Below are 19,981 nucleotides of genomic sequence, written 5' to 3'. Positions count from 1 at the left end.
AGCTTGCAGCATCATCTACACCATGAGTACCACCAAGATTATTCGTGTTTACGGCATCCCGAACTGTGACACTGTGAAAAAAGCGCGTGCCTGGCTGAACGCACACGGCCTGGAGCATGTCTTCCACGACTTCAAGAAACAGGGCGTGCCGGCCGACCGGCTGCTGCCGTGGATGCAGGCCGTCGGCTGGGAGAAGCTGACCAACCGCCAAGGCACCACCTGGCGCAAGCTGGATCCGGTCGTCCAGGCCAGCGTGATCGACGAGGCCTCTGCTGCAGCGGTGCTGCAGGCCCATGTCAGCGTGATCAAGCGCCCGGTCGTTGAATGGACAGATGGGCGCATCACTGTCGGCTTCCAGGCCGACGCCTGGGCCACCGCACTGGGCCTGTAAGCAGCCCAGCGCCTGAGGCGGCATTGACCGGCCCGTGAGCAGGCATTCACCCGCCAGGCCTACACTGCAGGCAGCGCACCACCACCGGTGACAGGTATCGCAAGGAGCAAGTTATGGCACTCACACATTGGTTCATCTGCACAGCGGCGGCCGGCCTGGCCTGCGGCGGCGCCATGGCCCAAGAGCGCGCCCGCGTGCTGTCTGCCGTGCCCGTCGTCCAGCAGGTCGGCATTCCCCAGCAATTTTGCGAAGATGCCCAGGTCTACAGCGGCGCCCGCACCACGGGCACGGGCGCCGTGGTGGGCGCCATCGTCGGCGGTGTGGCAGGCAATGCCCTGGGACATGGGGAGCGCTACGGCACGCGCGGCCACTACCAGGGCTCCAACCGGGGCGCCACCACGGCCGTGGGCGCGATAGCCGGCGGCCTGATAGGCCACCAGTTGGAAAGCGCCAACAGCCCGCCCGACTACCAGACCGTGCGCCGCTGCACCAACGAGACGGTGTATCAAAACCGCACCCTGGGCTACGACGTGACCTATGAATATGCGGGCCGCCGCTACACCACGCGGCTGGACCACGACCCCGGCCCCTGGATGCCCATCAGCGTGCAACCCCAGGGCCGCTACAGCAGCAACCCGGCTGGCGCTGCGCAGTTTGTGGACCCCAACGGGACCTACCAGTCCGCACCGGCCGGCGGCGTGGTGACGGAAAGCATCACCTACAGCTCGCCGCAACCAGCGATCCCGGTCATCGTGGACATCGGCGGCTACCCGCAGCGCCCGCCGCACGGACACCGCCCACCACCGCCTCCGCCCTACTACTGGCGCTGAGGCATGCACACCAAGCCCCTGATCCAGGGGCTTGTTTGCAGGCGGGCGCCAAAACCCCAAGCGCCCCACAGCTGGCCTAAAATGCCCGGCTTCGATCCCAACTTCCGCGACTGCGCATTTCCCATGACCACCGAGCAATTTTCTGGCGTCACCCTGACCACCAAAGCCAATGTTTACTTTGACGGCAAGTGCGTCAGCCACAGCTTCACCCTGGCCGATGGCACCAAGAAGTCGGTGGGCGTGGTGTTGCCTGCCACATTGACCTTTGGCACGGCAGCGGCAGAAATCATGGAATGCGTGGGCGGCGCCTGCGAATACAAGCTCGACGGCAGCGATGAGTGGAAGCAATCCTCGGCCGGCGAGAGCTTCCACATTCCCGCGAACTCCAAGTTCGACATCCGCGTGACCGAGGCGTACCACTACATCTGCCACTACGCCTGAGCCCCGGGCGTCCGGTCGATCTGAATTTCAAGCCTTTTTAGCCCCTGGCCCTTATTCATCAAGCGCTGGCAGCTATTCATTTAGAGAGAATCTCATGGAAACCATTCTGCAATCCGTACCCGTCGGCCAAAAGGTCGGCATCGCCTTCTCCGGCGGCCTGGACACCTCCGCCGCCCTGCGCTGGATGAAGAACAAGGGTGCCCTGCCCTACGCCTACACGGCCAACCTGGGCCAGCCCGACGAAGCCGACTACGACGAAATTCCCCGCAAGGCGATGGAATACGGCGCAGAAAAGGCCCGCCTGATCGACTGCCGCCCCCAGCTGGCCAACGAAGGCATTGCCGCCATCCAGGCCGGCGCCTTCCACATCTCCACCGGCGGCATCACCTACTTCAACACCACCCCCCTGGGCCGCGCCGTGACCGGCACCATGCTGGTGGCGGCCATGAAGGAAGACGACGTCCACATCTGGGGCGACGGCTCGACCTTCAAGGGCAACGACATCGAGCGTTTCTACCGCTACGGCCTGCTGACCAACCCTGCGCTGAAGATCTACAAGCCCTGGCTGGACAACACCTTCATCGATGAGCTGGGCGGCCGCGCCGAAATGTCGGCCTTCATGACCAAGGAAGGCTTCGGCTACAAGATGTCGGCCGAGAAGGCCTACTCCACCGACTCCAACATGCTGGGCGCCACCCACGAAGCCAAGGACCTGGAGCACCTGAACAGCGGCATCCGCATTGTCAACCCCATCATGGGCGTGGCCTTCTGGAAGCCTGAGGTGGAAGTCAAGGCCGAGGAAGTCTCGATCACCTTCGACGAAGGCCGCCCCGTGGCCGTCAACGGTCAAGAAATCGCCGACCCCGTGACCATGTTCCTGGAACTGAACCGCATCGGCGGTCGCCACGGCCTGGGCATGAGCGACCAAATCGAGAACCGCATCATCGAAGCCAAGAGCCGCGGCATCTACGAAGCCCCCGGCATGGCCCTGCTGCACATCGCCTACGAACGCCTGGTGACCGGCATCCACAACGAAGACACCATCGAGCAGTACCGCATCAACGGCCTGAAGCTGGGCCGCCTGCTGTACCAGGGCCGCTGGTTCGACCCCCAGGCCATCATGCTGCGCGAAGCCTCGCAGCGCTGGGTGGCCCGCGCCGTGACCGGCACCGTGACGCTGGAGCTGCGCCGCGGCAACGACTACTCCATCCTGAACACCGAGTCGCCCAACCTGACCTACGCGCCCGAGCGCCTGTCCATGGAAAAGGTCGAGGACGCACCGTTCAGCCCCACAGACCGCATCGGCCAGCTGACCATGCGCAACCTGGACCTGATCGACACCCGCGAGAAGCTGGCCATCTACTCCAAGGCCGGCCTGCTGAGCGTGAGCAGCGCCAACGCCCTGCCCCAACTGGGCAACGACAAGCAGTAATTGCCCTAGCATCGGCTTGGCGTTCACGCCAAGTCCCCGCCAAGCCGCTGTTACCAGCGGCTTTTTTGTGCCTGAATGCCTGGCGCGGCGTCACATATCTGCCGCAAACCCGCAACATTCGCAAAGAAACTCCGGATTGCGGGCAATCGCGCCTCCTAAAATGCTCTGCACCTTGGCATGCATCGTGCACTGACCAAGCACTCCTCCCTCACAGACAAGGAAGACTGGTATGGCAAAGAAGTTTCTGGGCTTGGCCTTGCTGGCCGCATGCGCGACGGTGGCACAGGCCGCCGACCTGAAGGTCGCCATCGACCCGACCTACGAACCGTTCACCTACAAGACCCCCGACGGCAAGCCCACGGGCTTTGACGTGGACGTGGCCAACGCCATCTGCGCCGAACTCAAGCGCAACTGCGTGTTCGTCGAACAGGTGTGGGACAGCATGATCCCCGGCCTGCAGGCCCGCAAGTACGACGTGATCGTCAGCTCGCTGTCCATCACGGAAGAGCGCAAGCGCGTGATCGACTTCTCCGACCGCTACTACAAGACCCCCAGCGCCATCGTGGTGAAGAAGGGCACGCCCTATACCGGCCCCGCCTCGCTCAAGGGCAAGCGCATCGGCGTGCTCAAGGGCAGCACCCAGGAAAAGTGGGCCATGGGTGAGCTCAAGCCCGCCGGCGTGACCGTGGTGCCTTACGAAGCCCAGGACCAGGTCTACCTGGACATCAACGCCGGCCGCCTCGATGGCACCGTGGCCGACAAGGTGGAAGTGCATGGCGGCTTCCTGCGCAAGCCCGAGGGCAAGGACTACGGCTACGTCGGCCATGACCAGTACGAAACCAAGTACTATGGCGACGGCATCGGCATTGGCATGCGCAAGGGTCAGAAGGAGCTGAAGGAGCAGATCAATGCGGCCATCAAGACGATCCGCAGCAATGGCACCTACAACACCATTGCCAAGAAGTACTTCGACTTCGACCCCTACGGCAACTAAGCGTTGAAGCTGCCACTGCCCGCTGTCCGGCCATGCCGGCGGCGGGCAGTGTTGTTTAGGAAAAGCGTCCGCACGCATGAGCGATTACTACCTATCCATCCTGCAAGGGGCCCTGCTCACCGTGGCCGTGTCCCTGGCATCTCTGGCCGTCTCGACCGTGCTGGGACTGCTGGGCGCCACGGCCAAGCTGTCCGGCAAGAAGCCCCTGGTCTGGATTTCGACGGTCTACACCACCGTGGTGCGCGGCATCCCGGAACTGGTGCTGATGCTGCTGATTTTTTACGGCGCCGCGATCGGCATCAACAGCTTCTTTGAATCCATCGGCTCGGACTTCACCCTGGACCTGAACCCCTTCGTCGCCGGCGTGGCCACCCTGGGCTTCATCTACGGCGCCTACATGACCGAAACCTTCCGCGGCGCCATCCTGTCGATTCCCCGCGGCCAGATGGAGGCCGCCTGGGCATTTGGCATGACGCCGCTGCAGACCTTTGTGCGCATCACGCTGCCACAGATGGTGCGCTACGCCCTGCCCGGCTTCACCAACAACTGGCTGGTCCTGATCAAGGCCACAGCCCTGGTCAGCCTGATCGGACTGCACGACATGACCTACCTGGCCAAACAAGCCAGCGCTGCCACGCGCGAACCCTTTGTCTTCCTGCTGTTTGCGGCCGGTCTATACCTCGTCTTCACCAGCATCTCGCTGTGGGTGCTCAAGCGCCTGAATGCCCGCTACAGCCTGGGCACGGAAAAGGTGCAGTTATGAGCTGGGACATCATCTTCCAACCCGAGCACCTGGCGATGTACGGCCAGGGCCTGCTGACCACGCTGTGGCTGCTGCTGTCCAGCCTGGGCATTGGCTGCGTGCTGGCCCTGCTGGGCGCCCTGGCGCTGACCAGCGGCAACCTGGTGCTGGAAAAGCTGGTGGGCGCCTTCACCTACTTTGTGCGCGGCACGCCCCTGCTGATCCAGGTCTACCTGATCTACTACGGCCTGGCACAGCTCGAATGGATCCAGACACGCTGGGACGATGTCTGGCCCTGGACGCACTTCAAGGAGCCATTCTTCTGCGCCCTGCTGGCGTTCGCACTGAACACGGCCGGCTACACGGCCGAGATGCTGGCTGGCGCCATCCGCGAAACCAACCCCGGCGAGGTCGAGGCCGCGCGCGCCATGGGCATGAGCCGCTGGCAGATCATGCACCGCATCGTGCTGCCCAGCGCCCTGCGCCGCACGCTGCCGCCGTACTGCAACGAGGCCGTGATGATGCTGCACTCCACCAGCCTGGCCAGTGTGGTGCCGGCGCTGACCGATGTGACCGCCGTGGCCAGCCGCATCTACTCCGACTACTACCTGCCGTTCGAGGCCTACCTGGCCGCCGCCGCCATCTACCTGTGCGTGACCTTTGCGCTGATCGGCTTCTTCCGCCTGCTGGAAAAGCGCTTTCTGGCCTACCTCGCGCCCCGCACGCACTGACAACGCACACGCTTTGCACCCATGACATCCACTGCATACAAACTTCAAGCCGAAGGTATCCACAAGAGCTATGGCAGCAACCATGTGCTCAAGGGCGTGACGCTGACGGCCAAGGCCGGTGACGTCATCAGCCTGATCGGCAGCTCCGGCTCGGGCAAATCCACGCTGCTGCGCTGCATCAACCTGCTGGAAAAACCCCAGCAGGGCCGGATCGTGGTCGCCGGCGAGGAGCTGCAGCTCAAGCCCGGCCGCAACGGCGAGCTGGAGCCCGTCAACCCCAAGCAGCTGCAGATGATGCGCACCAAGCTGGCCATGGTGTTCCAGCACTTCAACCTGTGGGCGCACAAGACCGTGCTGCAGAACATCATCGAGGCCCCGGTGCACGTGCTCGGCATTGCCAAGGACGAAGCCGTGGAACGCGCCCGCAAGTACCTGAAGCTGGTGGGCCTGGAAAACCGCGAGGACACCTGGCCCAACCACATGAGCGGTGGCCAGCAGCAGCGCGTGGCGATTGCCCGCGCCCTGGCGGTCGAGCCCGAGGTGATGCTGTTCGACGAACCCACCAGCGCGCTCGACCCCGAACTGGTGGGCGAGGTGCTGCGGGTGATGCAGGTGCTGGCCCAGGAAGGCCGCACCATGGTGGTGGTGACCCACGAAATCGGTTTTGCCCGCGAGGTCTCCAACCACGTAGTGTTCCTGCACCAGGGACTGATCGAAGAACAGGGCGACCCGCGCAGTGTGCTCAGCAATCCGCAGAGCGAGCGCCTGGCGAAGTTCCTCTCCGGCAGCTTGAAGTAGCTGGTAGGCGTCGCCCGTTCGACGCTATGGCATGCAGGCTTCCCCCCGATTTTTGATGTACCACACAAAAAACGGGGAACATTTTTTGCTTGTCACGCTCTATCCCTATCATGTACAGACGCACCTGCGTATGGATATGACACCAAGAAGGGAGAGACAAAATGTCGAACATTCCAACACACCCCTCGCACACCATCACGATTGACCGCTTCACCTTCGAGCCCAAGGCCCTGCCGGAAGCCGATGGTCGCTTTCACGCCCAATTGACGGTGGACAGTGGGGAAGGCACCAGCCGCACCCAGCGTTTTTTCACCTTCACCCCCCTGTTCCAGTCGGCAGACCGGGCCATCGCCTATGCCGCGCAACAGGCCTGCGAGTGGATGAAGCAAAAATCGCTGGCCTGAGCACAGGCCCTGCGCCTGTTCAGAGGCACCCGCAAAAAAGCGCTGCATCTGCAGCGCTTTTTTTGTGGGCGCAGACAGCCGCCCTCACACCACCACGGGCTCGGCCTCCAGGCGGATGCCGAAGCGCTCGTAGACGCTGGTCTGGATGGCGCGTGCCAGGGTCATGACCTCACCGCCGGTGACGCTGGTGGCCCCGGTGCCGCGGTTCACCAGCACCAGCGCCTGCTTGTCGTACACCCCGGCGTTGCCCACAGCCTTGCCCTTCCAGCCACAGGCATCGATCATCCAGCCAGCGGCCAGCTTGATGCTGCCGTCGGGCATCGGGTAGTGCACGATCTTGGGTTCGCGCGCAATGATGTCGCGGCACTGGTCTTCCGTCACCGTGGGGTTCTTGAAGAAGCTGCCGGCATTGCCGACCACGGCCGGGTCCGGCAGCTTGGCGCGGCGGATGGCACACACCCAGTCGAAGATCTGCTGGGCACTGGGGTGCTCCACCCCTTCTTCGGCCTGCTTGCGCTGGAGGTCCAGATAGCCCAGCTCGGGCTTCCAGTGCTTGGACAGGGCAAAGCGCACCGCCGTGATCACGGCGCGCCCGGCCAGCCCCAGCCCCTGGGCCTTGGCCACCGGCGTGCCGGCCGGAGCGGCTGGCGGGTGCTTGAAGATGGAATCGCGGTAGCCAAAGGCGCACTGCGCTGCATTCAAGGTGAAGGTCTGGGCCTGCACCAGGTCCACGGCGTCCAACTCGTGAAAGCGATCCTGCAGCTCCACCCCGTAAGCCCCGATGTTCTGCACCGGCGCAGCGCCCACCGTGCCAGGCACCAGGGCCAGATTTTCCAGCCCGGGGTAGCCGTGGGCAATGGTCCACGCCACCAGGTCGTGCCAGCGCACGCCGGCGCCGGCCTCGATGATCCAGTGGCTGTCGGTCTCCGCAACCAAAGCGATGCCGGGTACCTCCATCTTCAGCACCACGGCGTCCACCACATCCCCGGTCAGGACAATATTGCTGCCCCCACCCAGGACGAAGACCTTGCGGCCACGGTAGAGGTCGCTGCGCACGAACTCCAGCACATCCGCGGTGCTGCGAATGCGCACCAGGGTGTCCGCGCTGGCCACGATGCCGAAGGTGTTGCAGTCCTGCAGGGGGGTATTTTTCTCGACTAACATCCCCGAGATTGTCGCACTGTGCCCCCGCACCTGCCTGCCGGGCACTGCAAGTGCTTTGCCAACACCCCGTTTTAGAAAGATATGCCATGCCATCGTTTGACACCGTGCTGGAAGCCGATTTCGTCGAAGTCAAGAACGCCGTCGACAACACCGCCAAGGAAATTGGCACCCGCTTCGACTTCAAGGGCACCTCGGCCGGCATCGAACTCAAGGACAAGGAAATCACCCTGTTCGGCGATGCCGACTTCCAACTGCAGCAGGTCGAGGACATCCTGCGCAACAAGCTGACCAAGCGCAACGTGGACGTGCGCTTCATGGACATCCAGCCCAGCCAGAAGATGGGCGGCGACAAGGTCAAGCAGACCGTGAAGATCAAAAACGGCATCGAGGCCGAACTGGCCAAGAAGCTGCAAAAGCTCATCAAGGACAGCAAGCTGAAGGTGCAGGCCGCCATCCAGGGCGATGCCGTGCGCGTCACCGGCGCCAAGCGCGACGACCTGCAAGCCGCCATGGCCCTGATCCGCAAGGACCTGGCCGATCACCCGCTGTCTTTTAACAACTTCCGCGACTGAGCGGTGCTCCGTTAGACTGAGGCTCCTTCTGCGCAGTCTGACCGATCACTATGCTGACCCTTCGCTTTCTGCCCACGGCCCTGGCCTTGCTGGCGGCCTCCCAGACCCTGGTGGGTCATGCGCAGTCCGTGGCCCTGACCGGGGTGATGGGCAGCAAGGCACTGCTCATCATCAACGGCGCCCCGCCCAAGGCCCTGGGGCCGAATGACAGCCTGCAGGGCGTGCGCGTGGTGCAGGTGCTCAGCGACAGCGCCGTGGTGGAAGTGCAGGGCCAGCGCCAGACCCTGCACCTGGGTGCCTCGCCGGTCAGCGTGGGCCAGGGCCTGCCCAGCGGCAACCGCAAGGTCGTGCTGCGCGCCGACAGCCGCGGCCACTTCCGCGACAGCGGCTTCATCAACAACAAGCCCATGCAGTACATGGTGGACACCGGGGCCACCGCCATCGGCATTGGCCAGGCCGATGCCGAACGCCTGGGGCTGAACTTCGAAAAAGGCCGCCCGGTCATGGTCCGCACCGCCAACGGCAACACCCAGGGCTGGCACATCCGCCTGGACACCGTGCGCGTGGGCGACATCACCGTCTACGGCGTGGATGCCGTGGTCAGCCCCCAGCCCATGCCGTTCGTGCTGCTGGGCAACAGCTTTCTGTCCCAGCTGCACATGACGCGCCAGGGCAATGAAATGGTGCTGGAGCAACGCTGAGCCATGCCCACCGTGCCACCCTTTGTGCCCTCCCCCCTGCCGCTGAGCAGCCGGGTGGAGGACGAAGCTCCCTACCAAGACCTGCTGGGCCTGTGGTCCGACCTCGAAGCGTCCCTGGGCCTGCTGCTGGCGCGCCCGGCGCTGATCCAGCAGTTGCCGCACAAAATCGCCCAGCTCGACACCTGGCTGCAGGAGCTGATCGCCCACGACAGCGACAGCGCGCTGTACCTGATGTTCCAGCTGGCTGGCAGCTCCACCGTGGGCTACAGCGCATCGCACGCCCTGGTCTGCGCCACCCTGGGCCACATCCTGGCCTACGAGTTCCAACTGCCGCCGCACGAGCGCAACGCCCTGGTCCAGGCGGCCTTCACCATGAACGTCGGCATGACCGCGCTGCAGGACCAGCTGGCCCTGCAGCGCGAGCGGCCCAGCGTGGCCCAGCAGGAATCCATCCGCCTGCACCCCAGCGAGGGGCGCCGCCTGCTGGAGGAGCTGGGCGTGGCCGATCCGCTGTGGCTGGATGTGGTCGGCCTGCACCACATCAACACCAGCGCCCGCGAACCGCTGGAGCAGCAACCGCCGGCCGAGCGGCTGGCGCGCATCCTGGCCACCTGCGACCGCTATGCGGCCATGATCAGCCCGCGCCGCAACCGCGCAGGCCGCAGCGTGGCCGAATCGGTGCAGGCCGTGACCGGCCCGCAGTCCAAGCTGTACGAGCAAGCCGGGGAGGCGCTGATCCGCAGCGTGGGCCTGTTCCCGCCGGGCGTCTACGTGGCCCTGTCCACGGGGGAGACCGCCGTGGTGCTGCGCCGCACCCCGCAGGTGGGCCAGCCCTTGGTGGCCAAGCTGCTGGATGCGCGCAAGGTGGCCCTGCGCCAGCCAGAGCTGCTGGCCCTGGACGGCCAGGCCTTGCGCATCAGCCATGCCCTGCCCTCGACCGAGGTGACGCTGCAGATCGACCACCGCACCCTGGTGCGCCTGGGCATGTATGCCGCCCGCTTCAGCGACGGCATGCAGCAGCTGGTGACCATGCCGGGCATGCGCTGAAGGGCACGCCGGGCCCACAAAAAAAGCCGCACGGGGTGCGGCTTTTTGTTTGAAATTAGATAGCTGTCAGCGCTGAATGGACAAGGGCTGAAGGCCAATTTCATGCATATCAATGCTTGCGCTTGGATTTGGAGGCCGGGGCAGCGGGCGCCGTGGCGGCCTTGTCCTTCTTGCTGCCGATCTTGCTTTCCTGGCCCTTGAGCAGGCGGCCGATGTTCTGCGCATGGCGCCACAGCAGCAGGGCCGACATGGCGATCACTGCCAGCAGCACCGGCTTGTCATAGGTCCACAGGCTGCCGCCCAGCAGGATGTAGTAGACGGGCGCCAGCACCGCCGCCACCAGGGCCGACAGCGACGAGTAGCGCGTGGTGAAGGCCACCGCCAACCAGGTTAGCAGCACGAACAGGCCCAGCCAGCCGCTGAGGCCCAGCAGCACGCCCAGCGCCGTCGCCACGCCCTTGCCGCCCTTGAACTTGAAGAACACCGGGAACAAATGGCCCAGGAAGGCGGCGATGGCCACCAGGGCCAGCGTGCCCTCGTGCAGGCCATAGTCGGGGCCCAGCAGCCGGACCAGCAGCACGGGCACCAGGCCCTTGACCGCATCCAGCAGCAGGGTCAGCGCTGCAGCGGCCTTGCTGCCGGAGCGCAGCACGTTCGTGGCACCGGGGTTGCCGCTGCCGTAGGTGCGCGGATCGTTCAGGCCCATGAGCGAGCTGACGATCACCGCAAACGACAGCGAGCCAATCAAATAGGCCGCAACAGCGGCCACAACGGGAAGTAAGGCGTTCAAGACTGCAATCCTTGCCTGCGGGTGGGCAGGCCTTGTGGTGTCGGTGGGTTACGCACGTGCGTGCGGAACCGGCAAAGGCGCTATTGTGCCAGCGCGCATTGCACGGGCTGGGCGCCCAGCAGCTCCACACAAACCCGGGGATCGAGCTGCACCAGAAAGCCGCGGCGCCCGCCATTGATGGCGATGCGCGGCAAATCCAGGATGCTCTGCTCGATGTAGACCGGCAGGGCCTTGCGCGTGCCGAACGGCGACGTGCCGCCCACCAGGTAACCGCTGTGGCGGTTGGCCACCTCGGGCTTGCACGGCTCCACGCTCTTGGCGCCGATCTGGCGCGCCAGGTTCTTGGTCGAGACCGTGCAGTCGCCGTGCATCAGCACGATCAGCGGCTTGGCGTCCTGGTCCTGCATGACCAGGGTCTTGACCACGGTGTGCTCGTCCAGCCCCAGCTGGCGTGCGGATTCCGTGGTGCCGCCGTGCTCCACATAGTCATAGGGGTGCTCGGTGAAAGCCACTCGGTGGGCCTTGAGCCACTGGGTGGCCGGGGTTTCACTCACATGGACTTTGTCTTTTTTGGCCATGGCTAGCTCAGCAATCCAAGAAACAACGCAGCGGCGCGCCTGGCACGCCGCCGACCCGGCTGGTGTGGGCCCGGACCTGCCGGGCCCCACACCAGGCTCACTGGCCCGGGTCGCGGTACTTCCAGCGGTACAGGTCGATCTGCTCCAGCAGCTCGGGGGTCAGCGTCACGCTCCAGGCGTCGAGGTTGTCCTCGAGCTGGGCCAGGCTGGTCACACCGATGATGGTGCTGGCCACGCGCCAGTTGCGGTAACAGAAGGCCAGCGCCAGTTGCGTGGGCGTCAGGCCGTGCGTGCGCGCCAGGTGGTTGTAGACGCGGGCGGCATCCAGCGCCTCGGGCCGGCCCCAGCGCTGCTTTTGCACCGAGGGGTAGGACAGGCGGGTGCCCTGGGGTGCTCGCGGGCCGGTGGTACCACCGGCGTCGTACTTGCCGGTCAGCAGGCCGATGCCCAGCGGCGAATAGGCCAGCAGGCCCACATCCAGGCGGTGGCAGCTTTCGTCCATGCCGTTTTCCCAGCTGCGGTTGATCAGGCAGTACGGGTTCTGCACGCTGGCCACGCGCGGCAGGCCGTGCTGCTCGGCCAGGCGCACGAACTCGTGCACGCCATACGGGGTTTCGTTGGACAGGCCGATCGCACGCACCTTGCCCTGCTGAACCAGCTTGGCCAGGGTCTCCAGCTGCGTGTGGATGGAGGTCTGCGTGACTTCCTTGGCCGGGTCGTAGTACAGGTTGCCGAAGGCCGGCACATGGCGCTCGGGCCAGTGGATCTGGTAGAGATCGATCACCTCGGTCTGCAGGCGGCGCAGGCTGCCCTCGCAGGAAGCGACGATGTCCGCCGCCGTCATGCCCTGGCCGTCGCGGATCCACGGCATGCCGCGCGAGGGGCCTGCCACCTTGCTGGCCAGCACCACCTGCTGGCGGGCCCCGGGGCGCGCCTGGAACCAGCGGCCGATGATGCGCTCGGTCGCGCCATAGGTCTCCTGGCGTGCCGGCACGGCGTACATCTCGGCCGTGTCCCAGAAATTCACGCCGCGCTCCAGCGCGCGGTCCATGATGGCAAAGGCATCGGCCTCGCTCACCTGTTCGCCAAAGGTCATGGTGCCCAGGCAGATCGGACTGACCATCAGGTCGCTGCGGCCCAGCCGCACGGGGTTCATCGCTGCAGTGTTCATGGCTGCAAAGTGTAGTGCGCCCCGTCGCGGCCTTGACTGCGGTCACGCGGCAAGCCCCCAATAATTGGGCCATGTACACCGTTTTGCGCCCCGCCACCCCCATCGACCTGCCTCTGCGCCACCTGCGCTACCGCGTGCGCACCTGGGGCCAGCCCCAGGCCGGCGTGCCACCGCTGGTGCTGCTGCACGGCTGGATGGACGTGGGCGCGTCCTACCAGTTCGTGGTCGATGCCTTCAGTGCCGATTTCTACCGCGGCCGCCACATCATCGCGCCGGACTGGCGCGGCTTTGGCCACAGCCTGCCGCCCGCGCCCTGCGACCACTACAGCTTTGCCGACTACCTGGGCGACCTGGACGCGCTGCTGGACCACTACGCCCCGGACGGCCAGGCCGTGGACCTGGTCGGCCACAGCATGGGCGGCAACGTAGCCATGCTGTACGCGGGCGCCCGGCCGGCGCGCATCCGCCGCCTGGTGAACCTGGAAGGCTTCGGGCTGCCGGCCACGCGCCCGCAGCAGGCCCCGGCCCGCATGGGCCAGTGGCTGGACGAGCTGCAGCAGCTGCGCGCCGGCGCCATCCAGCTCAAGACCTACGACAGCGTCCAGGACGTGGCCGCGCGCCTGCGCAAGACCAACCGCCGCCTGGATGCCGACAAGGCCTTGTGGCTGGCGCACGAATGGGCCGCCCCCGATGCGCAGGGGCGCTGGGCCATCCTGGGCGATGCCGCGCACAAGGTGGTCAACCCCCTGTTGTTTCGTGTGGACGAGGTGCTGGCGCACTACGCGGCCATCACCGCACCGGTGCTGGCCCTGGAAGCCAGCGACGACAGCCTGGGCCAGTGGTGGAAGGACCGCTTCGACCTGGCCGAATACCACGCCCGCCTGCAGTCCGTGCCACGCTGCGAGATCGGCCGCATCGAGGATGCCGGCCACATGCTGCACCACGACCAGCCGCAGCAGGTGGCCCGGCGCATCGAGGATTTCTGCCGCGCCTGAAGTCAGGGTGGCGGCCAAGGCGACCGCTGCGGGCGACGCCCCCGCCTGCAGACGCCCAGGCAGTGCCTTATCGCAAGGACCTGCTGCCTGATGCTGCGCACCGCGTCCCGGCCGTCCATCTCCCATGGGCTGGGTCGCGCCAGCAGCTCTAAATCAGAAGCTGCCTGCGCTGGCATTTCAAGGCTTTACGGTACATTTATGCCCAGAATCCTTGATCCGCATGCGCAAGCCGCTCTTGTTTTTGCGTGTGCCTTCCCTGAAAGCCTGCTGCCATGTGGCTCACTGACCTGTTGCGCAAACTCACCAAAGGCCCGGACGTGGGCGAAACCTTCCGCGACTACATCGGCTGCTATGTCTACGGCACCGAAGTCAGCGGCTCCGGCCAGCCGCAGTACGTGGGCGCGCCCACCACGGTGGCTCAGCTGGAGACCGAGGTGCGCGCCTACCTGCAGGACTTCCTCAGCACCCAGCAGCAGCTGGACAGCCCCGACGCACGCAGCGTGCAGGCGCTGCTGGCCGCGCTACCCCAGCGCCTGGCCGCCCACCTGGGTGGCGACATGCAGCAGCCCTTCATCGTGCTGGGCGGGGTGGAGATGTTCGTGCGCAAGGGCGTGCGCCAGCGCCACAAGCAACACGGAAAGTTTGTCGAATAAGCCCCGGCGCGCCCGCTGGCGCGGCCTATAGTTCCAGCTTTGCCACGACCGCCCGTTCCGCGCCCCGTTTGCCCATGACCGAGACCGCGCAGCCCACTGCCTCCCCTGCCCCGCTGGACCCGCGCCAGTTGCTCCTGCCCGCCATGGCCGCCATGGCCAGCGACGTGGCGCAGCTGCTGCCCCCAGCCGATGCCATGCAGGCGATGCAAGCCCAGCAGGTGCTGCAGCAGCTGGGCAATGCCTCCAGGGTGCTGGGCCTGCAGGGCCTGGCGGCCTTCATGCAGGGTCTGCGGGCACCGCTGCAGCAGCTGAGCGCGGGCGGCGAGCCCCTGCCCGGCAAGACCGGGGAACTGCTGGCCCTGGCGGCCCGCGATGCGCAGCGCTTCGTGCAGGCCCTGGAGAACGCCGAGCCCACCTCCCCCCACACCCTGTTTCCCAGCTACCGCGCGCTGATCAAGCTGGGCGGCAAGGACACGGCCCACCCGGCCGACCTCTGGGATGACCCCTGGCCCCAGACCTCGCTGCCCGCGCCCGAGGACGTGCCCGCCGTGGCCCCCAGCGTGGGGGTGCGCGCCGTCTGGGACCAGCACACGCTGGCCCTGCTGCAGGCCTCCAGCCTGTCCAGCTGCCAGCCGTTGCGGGCCGCCAGCCTGGGCCTGGCCGCCCACGCGCTGGACGGCACCGTCTGGCAACTGGCGGCCGCCTGGCTGGAGAGCCTGGAGCAGGAGCTGCTGGAGCTGGACATCTACGCCAAGCGCCTGGCCTCGCGGCTGCTGTCGCACTACGCCAGCTACGCCAAGGGCCAGTCCGCGCCACCGCCGGCGCTGCTGCGCGATCTGCAGTTCTTCTGCGCCCAGGCCCTGGCCTGTGCCACGCAGCGCGGCGCCAGCCTGCCGCCCACGCTGGCCCGGGTGCAGCAGCACTGCGCCCCAGGGGCCGAAGCGCCGCCGCCCGACACCGATACCGCCAGCGCCGACGCCCCAGCCAGCCCGCCACCGGCACCAGCCCCTGTGGCGCCGCCACCGCCCAGCCTGCCGGCCTTCCAGGCCGCCCCGGAAATCCTGCCCACGGCCTCGCTGGGCCAAGGCCTGGCCAGCACCGCGCAGATCGAGCCCGATCTGGCCTTCCTGCAAGAGGCCGAGCTGTTGTCGCAAGAGCTGGAAGCCCGCATCAACGCCTGGCGCGCCGACCCGGCCAGCGCGCTGCACCCCGACACCGACGCCCTGGCCCAGGCCCTGTCCCACCTGGCCTGGTCCTCGGGCTGCACCGAAATCGCATCGCTCGCGCACCTGCTGCAGCGCTGCCTGCAGCGCATGCCTGCACAGGCCAGCCCGGCCCAGCGGCAAAGCTGCCAGCACGCCAGCGACGAAATGCGCCGCCTGCTGCACCAGTTCGCGGCTGGCTTTCTGCGCCGCGCCCACCCGCAGGTGATGGAGGCCTTGCACCAGCTGTACGCCAGCCTGCCCGTACCCAGCACGCCACAGGACGCCCTGCCGGCCGCTGTGGACACCGCCCCGGACGCACAGGCGCAGGACGACACCACCGCTGCGGACACGGACACCCCATCACAAGCCTCCGCCGCAGCCGACACCCTGGCCGAGCCGGCCGTGGAACCGGCCCATGCCGCCCCCGTGCTCGATGCCATGCATTTCTCCGTCTTTGAAGAGGAAATGCTGGCCGTCTGGCCGCGGCTGCAGGCGGCGCTCAAGCAGTGGCTGCAGACCCCCACCGACAGCGTGGCGCGCCAGACCGTGCTGCGCTGCCTGCACACCCTCAAGGGCAGTGCACGCCTGGCAGGGGCCATGGCCTGGGCCAGCCAGGTGCACGCGCTGGAGGGCCTGGCCCTGGAAGTGCAGTCCGAGGTCGGCCCGCGCGGCCCGGCTTCGCTGCAGCCACCGCTGGAGGCCTTGCGCATCGCCTTTGTCGCCCTGCAGCAGGAGATGGCCGACCGCCACCCCGAGCGCCTTGCCCAGCGCTGGCAGCACAACCCGCTGGACACCGTCACGCGCCACGCCCAGGCGCTGTGGGCCACGCACGACGCGGGCAGCAGCGCCCTGGCCGCCAGCCAGTTGAGCCTCCACGCCCTGGCCAGCGGCCTGCAACAGCTGCGCCACCACATCAAGGACTGCGCCGCCTGGGCCGACACCTTGATGCTGCACGGCGACCTGGAGCTGCCCTACGAGTGGCACGAAGAACTGCACGCCCTGGTGCAGGCCCTGGACCGCTGCACCGACGACGCGGACACCGTGCACCAGCAGCTGCAGCACAGCCTGGCCGACACCCACAACGCACTGAACACCCAGGGCGGCCACCTGCGGGCCTTGCAGCACACGCTGCTGTACGCCCGCCTGGTGCCGCTGAGCCACTGGCAGGAGCGCCTGGACAGCTGCGTGCAGCTGGCCGCACAGGACACCGCCAAGACCGTGGAGCTGGTCTGGCAGGACGGTGAGGCCCTGCTGGAGCGCAGCGTGGCCGATGCCCTGACCCCTGCGCTGGAGCACCTGCTGCGCAACTGCGTGGCCCACGGCCTGGAAACACCCGCACAGCGCAGCGCCGCCGGCAAGCCGGAGACCGGGCGCATCCAGCTCAGCGTGCACACCCAGGGCACGCAGCAGATCCTGCGCCTGCAGGACGATGGCCGCGGCCTGGATGTACCCGCCATCCGCAGCAAGGCCCAGGCCCTGGGCCTGCTGCCCGCCGACGCGGTGGTGGACAACGACCGGGCCGCCGCCCTGATCCTGCACCCAGGCCTGAGCACGGCCACGGCCGTCACCGAGCTGGCGGGCCGCGGCATTGGCATGGACGTGGTCGCCGACACCATCGCCCAGCTGGGCGGCAGTCTGCGCATCAGCAGCACTGCGGGGCAGGGCTGCTGCTTTGACATCTGCCTGCCCGCGCCCCCCCAGGTCGAGCAGGTGCTGGCCCTGCGTGCCGGCAGCTGGCGCGTGGCCCTGCCGGCGCGTGCCCTGGAAAGCGTGCGCCGCGTGCCGGCCGCCGTGGCCGAACAGGCGCTGGCACAGGGCATGCTGAACGACGAGGCCACCGGCCCGCTGCCTTTGTACTGGGCCGGGGCCGTCTGGCAGCAATCTGCGCGCAGCCTGGAGCCTGCCCTCGACGGCACGCGCAGCCTGCTGATCGTGCGCAGCGACACCGCGCGCTGGGGCTTGCTGGTGGACGAAATCCTGGGCACGCAGGAGGTCACCCTGCAGGCGCCGGCAGAGCTGGCCGTGCCGGTGCCCGGTCTGCTGGGGATTGCCACGCAGCCCAGCGGCCAGGTGCTGCAGGTCTACGACCCTGCCGCCGTGCTGGGGGCCCATGAGGCGCGCCAGTTGGCACAGCAAGGCCACGCCGCGCCGCCGCCGTCCAGCGAGGCCGAACCGCTACGTCCCCTGGTGCTGCTGGCCGATGACTCGCTGAGCGTGCGCCGCCTGGCCCAGCACCTGCTGCAGTCCAGCGGCTACCGCGTGGAAACCGCCGAGGACGGCCTGCAGGCCTTGCACACGCTGGAAAACGGCGAAGTGCCAGCACTGCTGATTGCCGACATCGAGATGCCGGACATGGACGGCCTGGAACTGCTGCGCCGCCTGCGCGCGACCGAGCGCTTCCAGCGCCTGCCCGTGGTCATGCTGACTGCCCACAGCGCCGGCCCGGTCAGCCACCAGGCGATCGACCTGGGAGCACAGGCGTTTCTGACCAAGCCCTATTCCCCCAACGAGCTGCTGGCCGTGGTGCGCCGCTTCGTCCAAATCCCCTGATCGGCCACCACAGGCCGTGACCCTGCGCCCGTTCGTCACAAAAAATACAACACTTTACAAACAGCGGTTGCCTCCTACATTTCGCCGGAATCGCCGTGACTACGCTCCCCTCTGATCTGCCTGTCGCGCAGTAGCTCCCGGCAGCAACCCAGGTGGGTTGCACGTCTGAGACGGAGAGCTATCCGCTCGCGCCCCATGCAGTTCCTAGGAGCTACGGATGCGCAACAACCAGCCTGTGTCACAGAACGAGTTTGTGATTGCGGACAACGCGACGCTGATGTCCACCACCGACCCGCAAAGCCGCATCAACTACGCCAATGCGGCGTTCATCCACGCCAGCGGCTTCACGCAGGAAGAGCTGGACCACCAGCCCCACAACCTGGTGCGCCACCCCGACATGCCGCCCGAGGCCTTCGCCGACCTGTGGGCCACGCTGAAGGCCGGCGAGCCCTGGAGCGCCCTGGTCAAGAACCGCCGCCAGAACGGCGATTTCTACTGGGTCCGTGCGAATGCCGTGCCCATCGTGCGCAACGGTGTGACCAAGGGCTACATGTCGGTGCGTACCAAGGCCGACCGGCAGCAGATCGAGCAGGCCGAGGCCTTGTACAGCGCCATGCGCCAGGGCCAGGCCAAGGGGGTGCGCCTGCACAAGGGCATCCTGGTGCGCACCGGCCTGGGCGCGCTGCTGTCACTGGGCCAGCTGATGTCCGTGCGCACCCGGGTGCGACTGAACATGCTGGGGCTGTGCGCGCTGAGCCTGCTGGGGCTGGCGCTGCTGGAAGGTGTGCACCCCTTCAACTGGCCCATGGCTGGCATGCTGGTGGCTGCCTGCGCCCTGGGCTGCGTGCTGCTGGAGTTCCAGTTCTCACGCCCTATCGAGCAGCTGCGCCAGCAGGCGCTGGATGTGGCCACGGGCAACAACCGCAACGCCCTGCCCGTGGACCGGGTCGATGAGATCGGCATGACGATGCGCACCATCAGCCAGCTGGGGCTGATGTTCCGCTGGCTGATCGATGACGTCAGCCAGCAGGTGATCAACGTGCGCTCGGCGGTGGAGGAAATTGCCAAGGGCAATATGGACCTGAGCGAGCGGACCGAGCGCTCGGCCGCCAGCGTGCAGCAGACGGCCTCGTTCATGGAGCAGATGACCAGCACCGTGGAGCAGAACGCCGGCACCTCGGCCCAGGCCGCCCAGCTGGCCCAGCAATCCACCCAGACGGCGCACCAGGGCGGCGATGCCATGCACAAGGTGACGGATGTGATGGCCGAGATCGCCAACAGCTCCAGCCGCATGAACGACATCATCGGCACCATCGACTCGATCGCCTTTCAGACCAACATCCTGGCGCTGAATGCCGCCGTCGAAGCGGCCCGCGCCGGCGACCAGGGACGGGGCTTTGCCGTGGTGGCCGCCGAGGTGCGCGCCCTGGCCCAGCGCAGTGCCACGGCCGCCAAGGAGATCAAGGTGCTGATCACGGCCTGCGTCGACAAGGTGCAAACCGGGGGCCACATGGTGGCCGCCACCCAGACCGAGATCGAGACCATGGTGCAGCAGGTTCAGCAGGTGTCCACCCTGATCGCCGACATCAGCGCGGCCACGCGCGAGCAGCGCGACGGCATCATGCAGGCCAGCGAGGCCGTGGGGCAGATGGACTCGGCCACCCAACAGAATGCCGCCCTGGTCGAGCAAAGTGCCGCCGCCGCGCAGAGCCTGGAGACGCAGACCCAGCGCCTGGTCGAGGCGGTGCGCGTCTTCCATTGAGCACGGCCCGCCCCCGGCAGGCCTTGTGCC

At 66.9% G+C, this 19,981-nt stretch carries 20 protein-coding genes; 16 read left to right on the top strand and 4 right to left on the bottom strand.

Going from position 1 to position 19,981, the window contains the following annotated elements; genetic code table 11:
• Positions 1 to 22 precede the first annotated feature (22 nt).
• The 9 genes from FYM52_RS07525 (at position 23) to FYM52_RS07485 (ending at position 6,763) form a co-directional block, all read left to right on the top strand.
• Complete coding sequence (locus tag FYM52_RS07525; protein WP_154163640.1) at positions 23 to 391, top strand: arsenate reductase; 369 nt, start codon at positions 23 to 25, stop codon at positions 389 to 391.
• 113 nt (positions 392 to 504) lie between these two features.
• The gene (locus tag FYM52_RS07520) at positions 505 to 1,221 is read left to right on the top strand and encodes a glycine zipper 2TM domain-containing protein (RefSeq protein WP_154163639.1); all 717 of its coding nucleotides are present in this window, start codon (positions 505 to 507) and stop codon (positions 1,219 to 1,221) included.
• A gap of 123 nt (positions 1,222 to 1,344) precedes the next feature.
• Entirely contained in the window at positions 1,345 to 1,662 is a 318-nt protein-coding gene (locus tag FYM52_RS07515; protein ID WP_042413154.1) for a pyrimidine/purine nucleoside phosphorylase, read from the top strand.
• A gap of 94 nt (positions 1,663 to 1,756) precedes the next feature.
• Entirely contained in the window at positions 1,757 to 3,094 is a 1,338-nt protein-coding gene (gene argG / locus FYM52_RS07510; RefSeq protein WP_154163638.1) for an argininosuccinate synthase, read from the top strand.
• Between the two features lie 229 nt (positions 3,095 to 3,323).
• A complete protein-coding gene (locus FYM52_RS07505) occupies positions 3,324 to 4,088 on the top strand; it encodes a transporter substrate-binding domain-containing protein (protein ID WP_043386147.1) in 765 nt (254 codons plus the stop codon).
• A gap of 76 nt (positions 4,089 to 4,164) precedes the next feature.
• Positions 4,165 to 4,851, top strand: coding sequence for an ABC transporter permease (locus FYM52_RS07500; RefSeq protein WP_042413133.1), 687 nt, complete (start codon positions 4,165 to 4,167; stop codon positions 4,849 to 4,851).
• The gene (locus tag FYM52_RS07495; protein ID WP_042413135.1) at positions 4,848 to 5,561 is read left to right on the top strand and encodes an ABC transporter permease; all 714 of its coding nucleotides are present in this window, start codon (positions 4,848 to 4,850) and stop codon (positions 5,559 to 5,561) included. Before FYM52_RS07500 ends, FYM52_RS07495 begins: the two co-directional genes overlap by 4 nt.
• Positions 5,562 to 5,582: 21 nt before the next feature.
• Positions 5,583 to 6,359: an ABC transporter ATP-binding protein gene (locus FYM52_RS07490; RefSeq protein ID WP_154163637.1), complete on the top strand. Its 777-nt coding sequence runs from the start codon at positions 5,583 to 5,585 to the stop codon at positions 6,357 to 6,359.
• A 161-nt stretch (positions 6,360 to 6,520) separates the two neighbouring features.
• A complete protein-coding gene (locus FYM52_RS07485; protein ID WP_042413139.1) occupies positions 6,521 to 6,763 on the top strand; it encodes a hypothetical protein in 243 nt (80 codons plus the stop codon).
• Between the two features lie 84 nt (positions 6,764 to 6,847).
• On the opposite strand, the gene murB is transcribed toward FYM52_RS07485, so the two are convergent.
• Positions 6,848 to 7,927: a UDP-N-acetylmuramate dehydrogenase gene (murB, locus tag FYM52_RS07480; RefSeq protein ID WP_045266578.1), complete on the bottom strand. Its 1,080-nt coding sequence runs from the start codon at positions 7,925 to 7,927 to the stop codon at positions 6,848 to 6,850.
• 86 nt (positions 7,928 to 8,013) lie between these two features.
• On the opposite strand from murB, the gene FYM52_RS07475 reads away from it, so the two are divergent.
• Genes FYM52_RS07475 through FYM52_RS07465 form a run of 3 tightly spaced genes read left to right on the top strand, consistent with a single transcriptional unit; the run spans position 8,014 to position 10,247 of the window.
• Positions 8,014 to 8,499 (top strand): YajQ family cyclic di-GMP-binding protein, encoded by a 486-nt coding sequence (locus FYM52_RS07475; RefSeq protein WP_043386137.1) that lies wholly within the window; start codon positions 8,014 to 8,016, stop codon positions 8,497 to 8,499.
• Positions 8,500 to 8,549: 50 nt separating this feature from the next.
• On the top strand, positions 8,550 to 9,200 hold the full coding sequence (locus FYM52_RS07470) for a TIGR02281 family clan AA aspartic protease (protein WP_154163636.1): 651 nt from the start codon (positions 8,550 to 8,552) through the stop codon (positions 9,198 to 9,200).
• Positions 9,201 to 9,203: 3 nt separating this feature from the next.
• Positions 9,204 to 10,247 carry an HD-GYP domain-containing protein gene (locus FYM52_RS07465; RefSeq protein WP_154163635.1) on the top strand — a complete coding sequence of 348 codons (1,044 nt, stop codon included), beginning with the start codon at positions 9,204 to 9,206 and terminating at the stop codon, positions 10,245 to 10,247.
• A gap of 109 nt (positions 10,248 to 10,356) precedes the next feature.
• Here FYM52_RS07465 and plsY read toward each other — a convergent pair whose 3' ends face one another.
• The 3 genes from plsY to FYM52_RS07450 all read right to left on the bottom strand — a co-directional run bounded on the left by plsY (position 10,357) and on the right by FYM52_RS07450 (position 12,771).
• The gene (gene plsY / locus FYM52_RS07460) at positions 10,357 to 11,037 is read right to left on the bottom strand and encodes a glycerol-3-phosphate 1-O-acyltransferase PlsY (RefSeq protein ID WP_042413161.1); all 681 of its coding nucleotides are present in this window, start codon (positions 11,035 to 11,037) and stop codon (positions 10,357 to 10,359) included.
• A gap of 80 nt (positions 11,038 to 11,117) precedes the next feature.
• Positions 11,118 to 11,615, bottom strand: coding sequence for a Cys-tRNA(Pro) deacylase (gene ybaK, locus FYM52_RS07455; protein ID WP_043386120.1), 498 nt, complete (start codon positions 11,613 to 11,615; stop codon positions 11,118 to 11,120).
• Between the two features lie 97 nt (positions 11,616 to 11,712).
• Positions 11,713 to 12,771, bottom strand: coding sequence for an aldo/keto reductase (locus tag FYM52_RS07450; protein ID WP_043386117.1), 1,059 nt, complete (start codon positions 12,769 to 12,771; stop codon positions 11,713 to 11,715).
• An 86-nt stretch (positions 12,772 to 12,857) separates the two neighbouring features.
• On the opposite strand from FYM52_RS07450, the gene FYM52_RS07445 reads away from it, so the two are divergent.
• The 4 genes from FYM52_RS07445 (at position 12,858) to FYM52_RS07430 (ending at position 19,951) form a co-directional block, all read left to right on the top strand.
• On the top strand, positions 12,858 to 13,781 hold the full coding sequence (locus tag FYM52_RS07445) for an alpha/beta fold hydrolase (protein WP_154163634.1): 924 nt from the start codon (positions 12,858 to 12,860) through the stop codon (positions 13,779 to 13,781).
• A 272-nt stretch (positions 13,782 to 14,053) separates the two neighbouring features.
• Complete coding sequence (locus FYM52_RS07440) at positions 14,054 to 14,434, top strand: hypothetical protein (protein WP_045266572.1); 381 nt, start codon at positions 14,054 to 14,056, stop codon at positions 14,432 to 14,434.
• Between the two features lie 74 nt (positions 14,435 to 14,508).
• Complete coding sequence (locus FYM52_RS07435; protein WP_154163633.1) at positions 14,509 to 18,189, top strand: response regulator; 3,681 nt, start codon at positions 14,509 to 14,511, stop codon at positions 18,187 to 18,189.
• 217 nt (positions 18,190 to 18,406) lie between these two features.
• On the top strand, positions 18,407 to 19,951 hold the full coding sequence (locus FYM52_RS07430; protein ID WP_154163632.1) for a PAS domain-containing methyl-accepting chemotaxis protein: 1,545 nt from the start codon (positions 18,407 to 18,409) through the stop codon (positions 19,949 to 19,951).
• Positions 19,952 to 19,981 lie beyond the last annotated feature (30 nt).

Origin of the sequence: Comamonas sp. CAH-2, assembly GCF_009668305.1 — a bacterium.
Taxonomy (GTDB): domain Bacteria; phylum Pseudomonadota; class Gammaproteobacteria; order Burkholderiales; family Burkholderiaceae_C; genus Comamonas; species Comamonas aquatica.
Note: the sequence above shows the minus strand (reverse complement) of the source record. Positions and strands in the feature narration are given on the sequence as shown.

Bases quoted from the DNA above. Each gene is read 5' to 3' on its own strand.
- FYM52_RS07520 (WP_154163639.1), top strand. From the start codon at position 505: ATGGCACTCACACATTGGTTCATCTGCACAGCGGCGGCCGGCCTGGCC.
- FYM52_RS07505 (WP_043386147.1), top strand. From the start codon at position 3,324: ATGGCAAAGAAGTTTCTGGGCTTGGCCTTGCTGGCCGCATGCGCGACG.
- FYM52_RS07445 (WP_154163634.1), top strand. From the start codon at position 12,858: ATGTACACCGTTTTGCGCCCCGCCACCCCCATCGACCTGCCTCTGCGC.
- murB (WP_045266578.1), bottom strand. From the start codon at position 7,927: ATGTTAGTCGAGAAAAATACCCCCCTGCAGGACTGCAACACCTTCGGC.
- FYM52_RS07450 (WP_043386117.1), bottom strand. From the start codon at position 12,771: ATGAACCCCGTGCGGCTGGGCCGCAGCGACCTGATGGTCAGTCCGATC.
- FYM52_RS07515 (WP_042413154.1), top strand. From the start codon at position 1,345: ATGACCACCGAGCAATTTTCTGGCGTCACCCTGACCACCAAAGCCAAT.
- FYM52_RS07435 (WP_154163633.1), top strand. From the start codon at position 14,509: ATGACCGAGACCGCGCAGCCCACTGCCTCCCCTGCCCCGCTGGACCCG.
- FYM52_RS07525 (WP_154163640.1), top strand. From the start codon at position 23: ATGAGTACCACCAAGATTATTCGTGTTTACGGCATCCCGAACTGTGAC.
- FYM52_RS07440 (WP_045266572.1), top strand. From the start codon at position 14,054: ATGTGGCTCACTGACCTGTTGCGCAAACTCACCAAAGGCCCGGACGTG.
- FYM52_RS07485 (WP_042413139.1), top strand. From the start codon at position 6,521: ATGTCGAACATTCCAACACACCCCTCGCACACCATCACGATTGACCGC.
- FYM52_RS07430 (WP_154163632.1), top strand. From the start codon at position 18,407: ATGCGCAACAACCAGCCTGTGTCACAGAACGAGTTTGTGATTGCGGAC.
- FYM52_RS07495 (WP_042413135.1), top strand. From the start codon at position 4,848: ATGAGCTGGGACATCATCTTCCAACCCGAGCACCTGGCGATGTACGGC.
- ybaK (WP_043386120.1), bottom strand. From the start codon at position 11,615: ATGGCCAAAAAAGACAAAGTCCATGTGAGTGAAACCCCGGCCACCCAG.
- FYM52_RS07470 (WP_154163636.1), top strand. From the start codon at position 8,550: ATGCTGACCCTTCGCTTTCTGCCCACGGCCCTGGCCTTGCTGGCGGCC.
- FYM52_RS07490 (WP_154163637.1), top strand. From the start codon at position 5,583: ATGACATCCACTGCATACAAACTTCAAGCCGAAGGTATCCACAAGAGC.
- FYM52_RS07500 (WP_042413133.1), top strand. From the start codon at position 4,165: ATGAGCGATTACTACCTATCCATCCTGCAAGGGGCCCTGCTCACCGTG.
- argG (WP_154163638.1), top strand. From the start codon at position 1,757: ATGGAAACCATTCTGCAATCCGTACCCGTCGGCCAAAAGGTCGGCATC.
- FYM52_RS07465 (WP_154163635.1), top strand. From the start codon at position 9,204: ATGCCCACCGTGCCACCCTTTGTGCCCTCCCCCCTGCCGCTGAGCAGC.
- FYM52_RS07475 (WP_043386137.1), top strand. From the start codon at position 8,014: ATGCCATCGTTTGACACCGTGCTGGAAGCCGATTTCGTCGAAGTCAAG.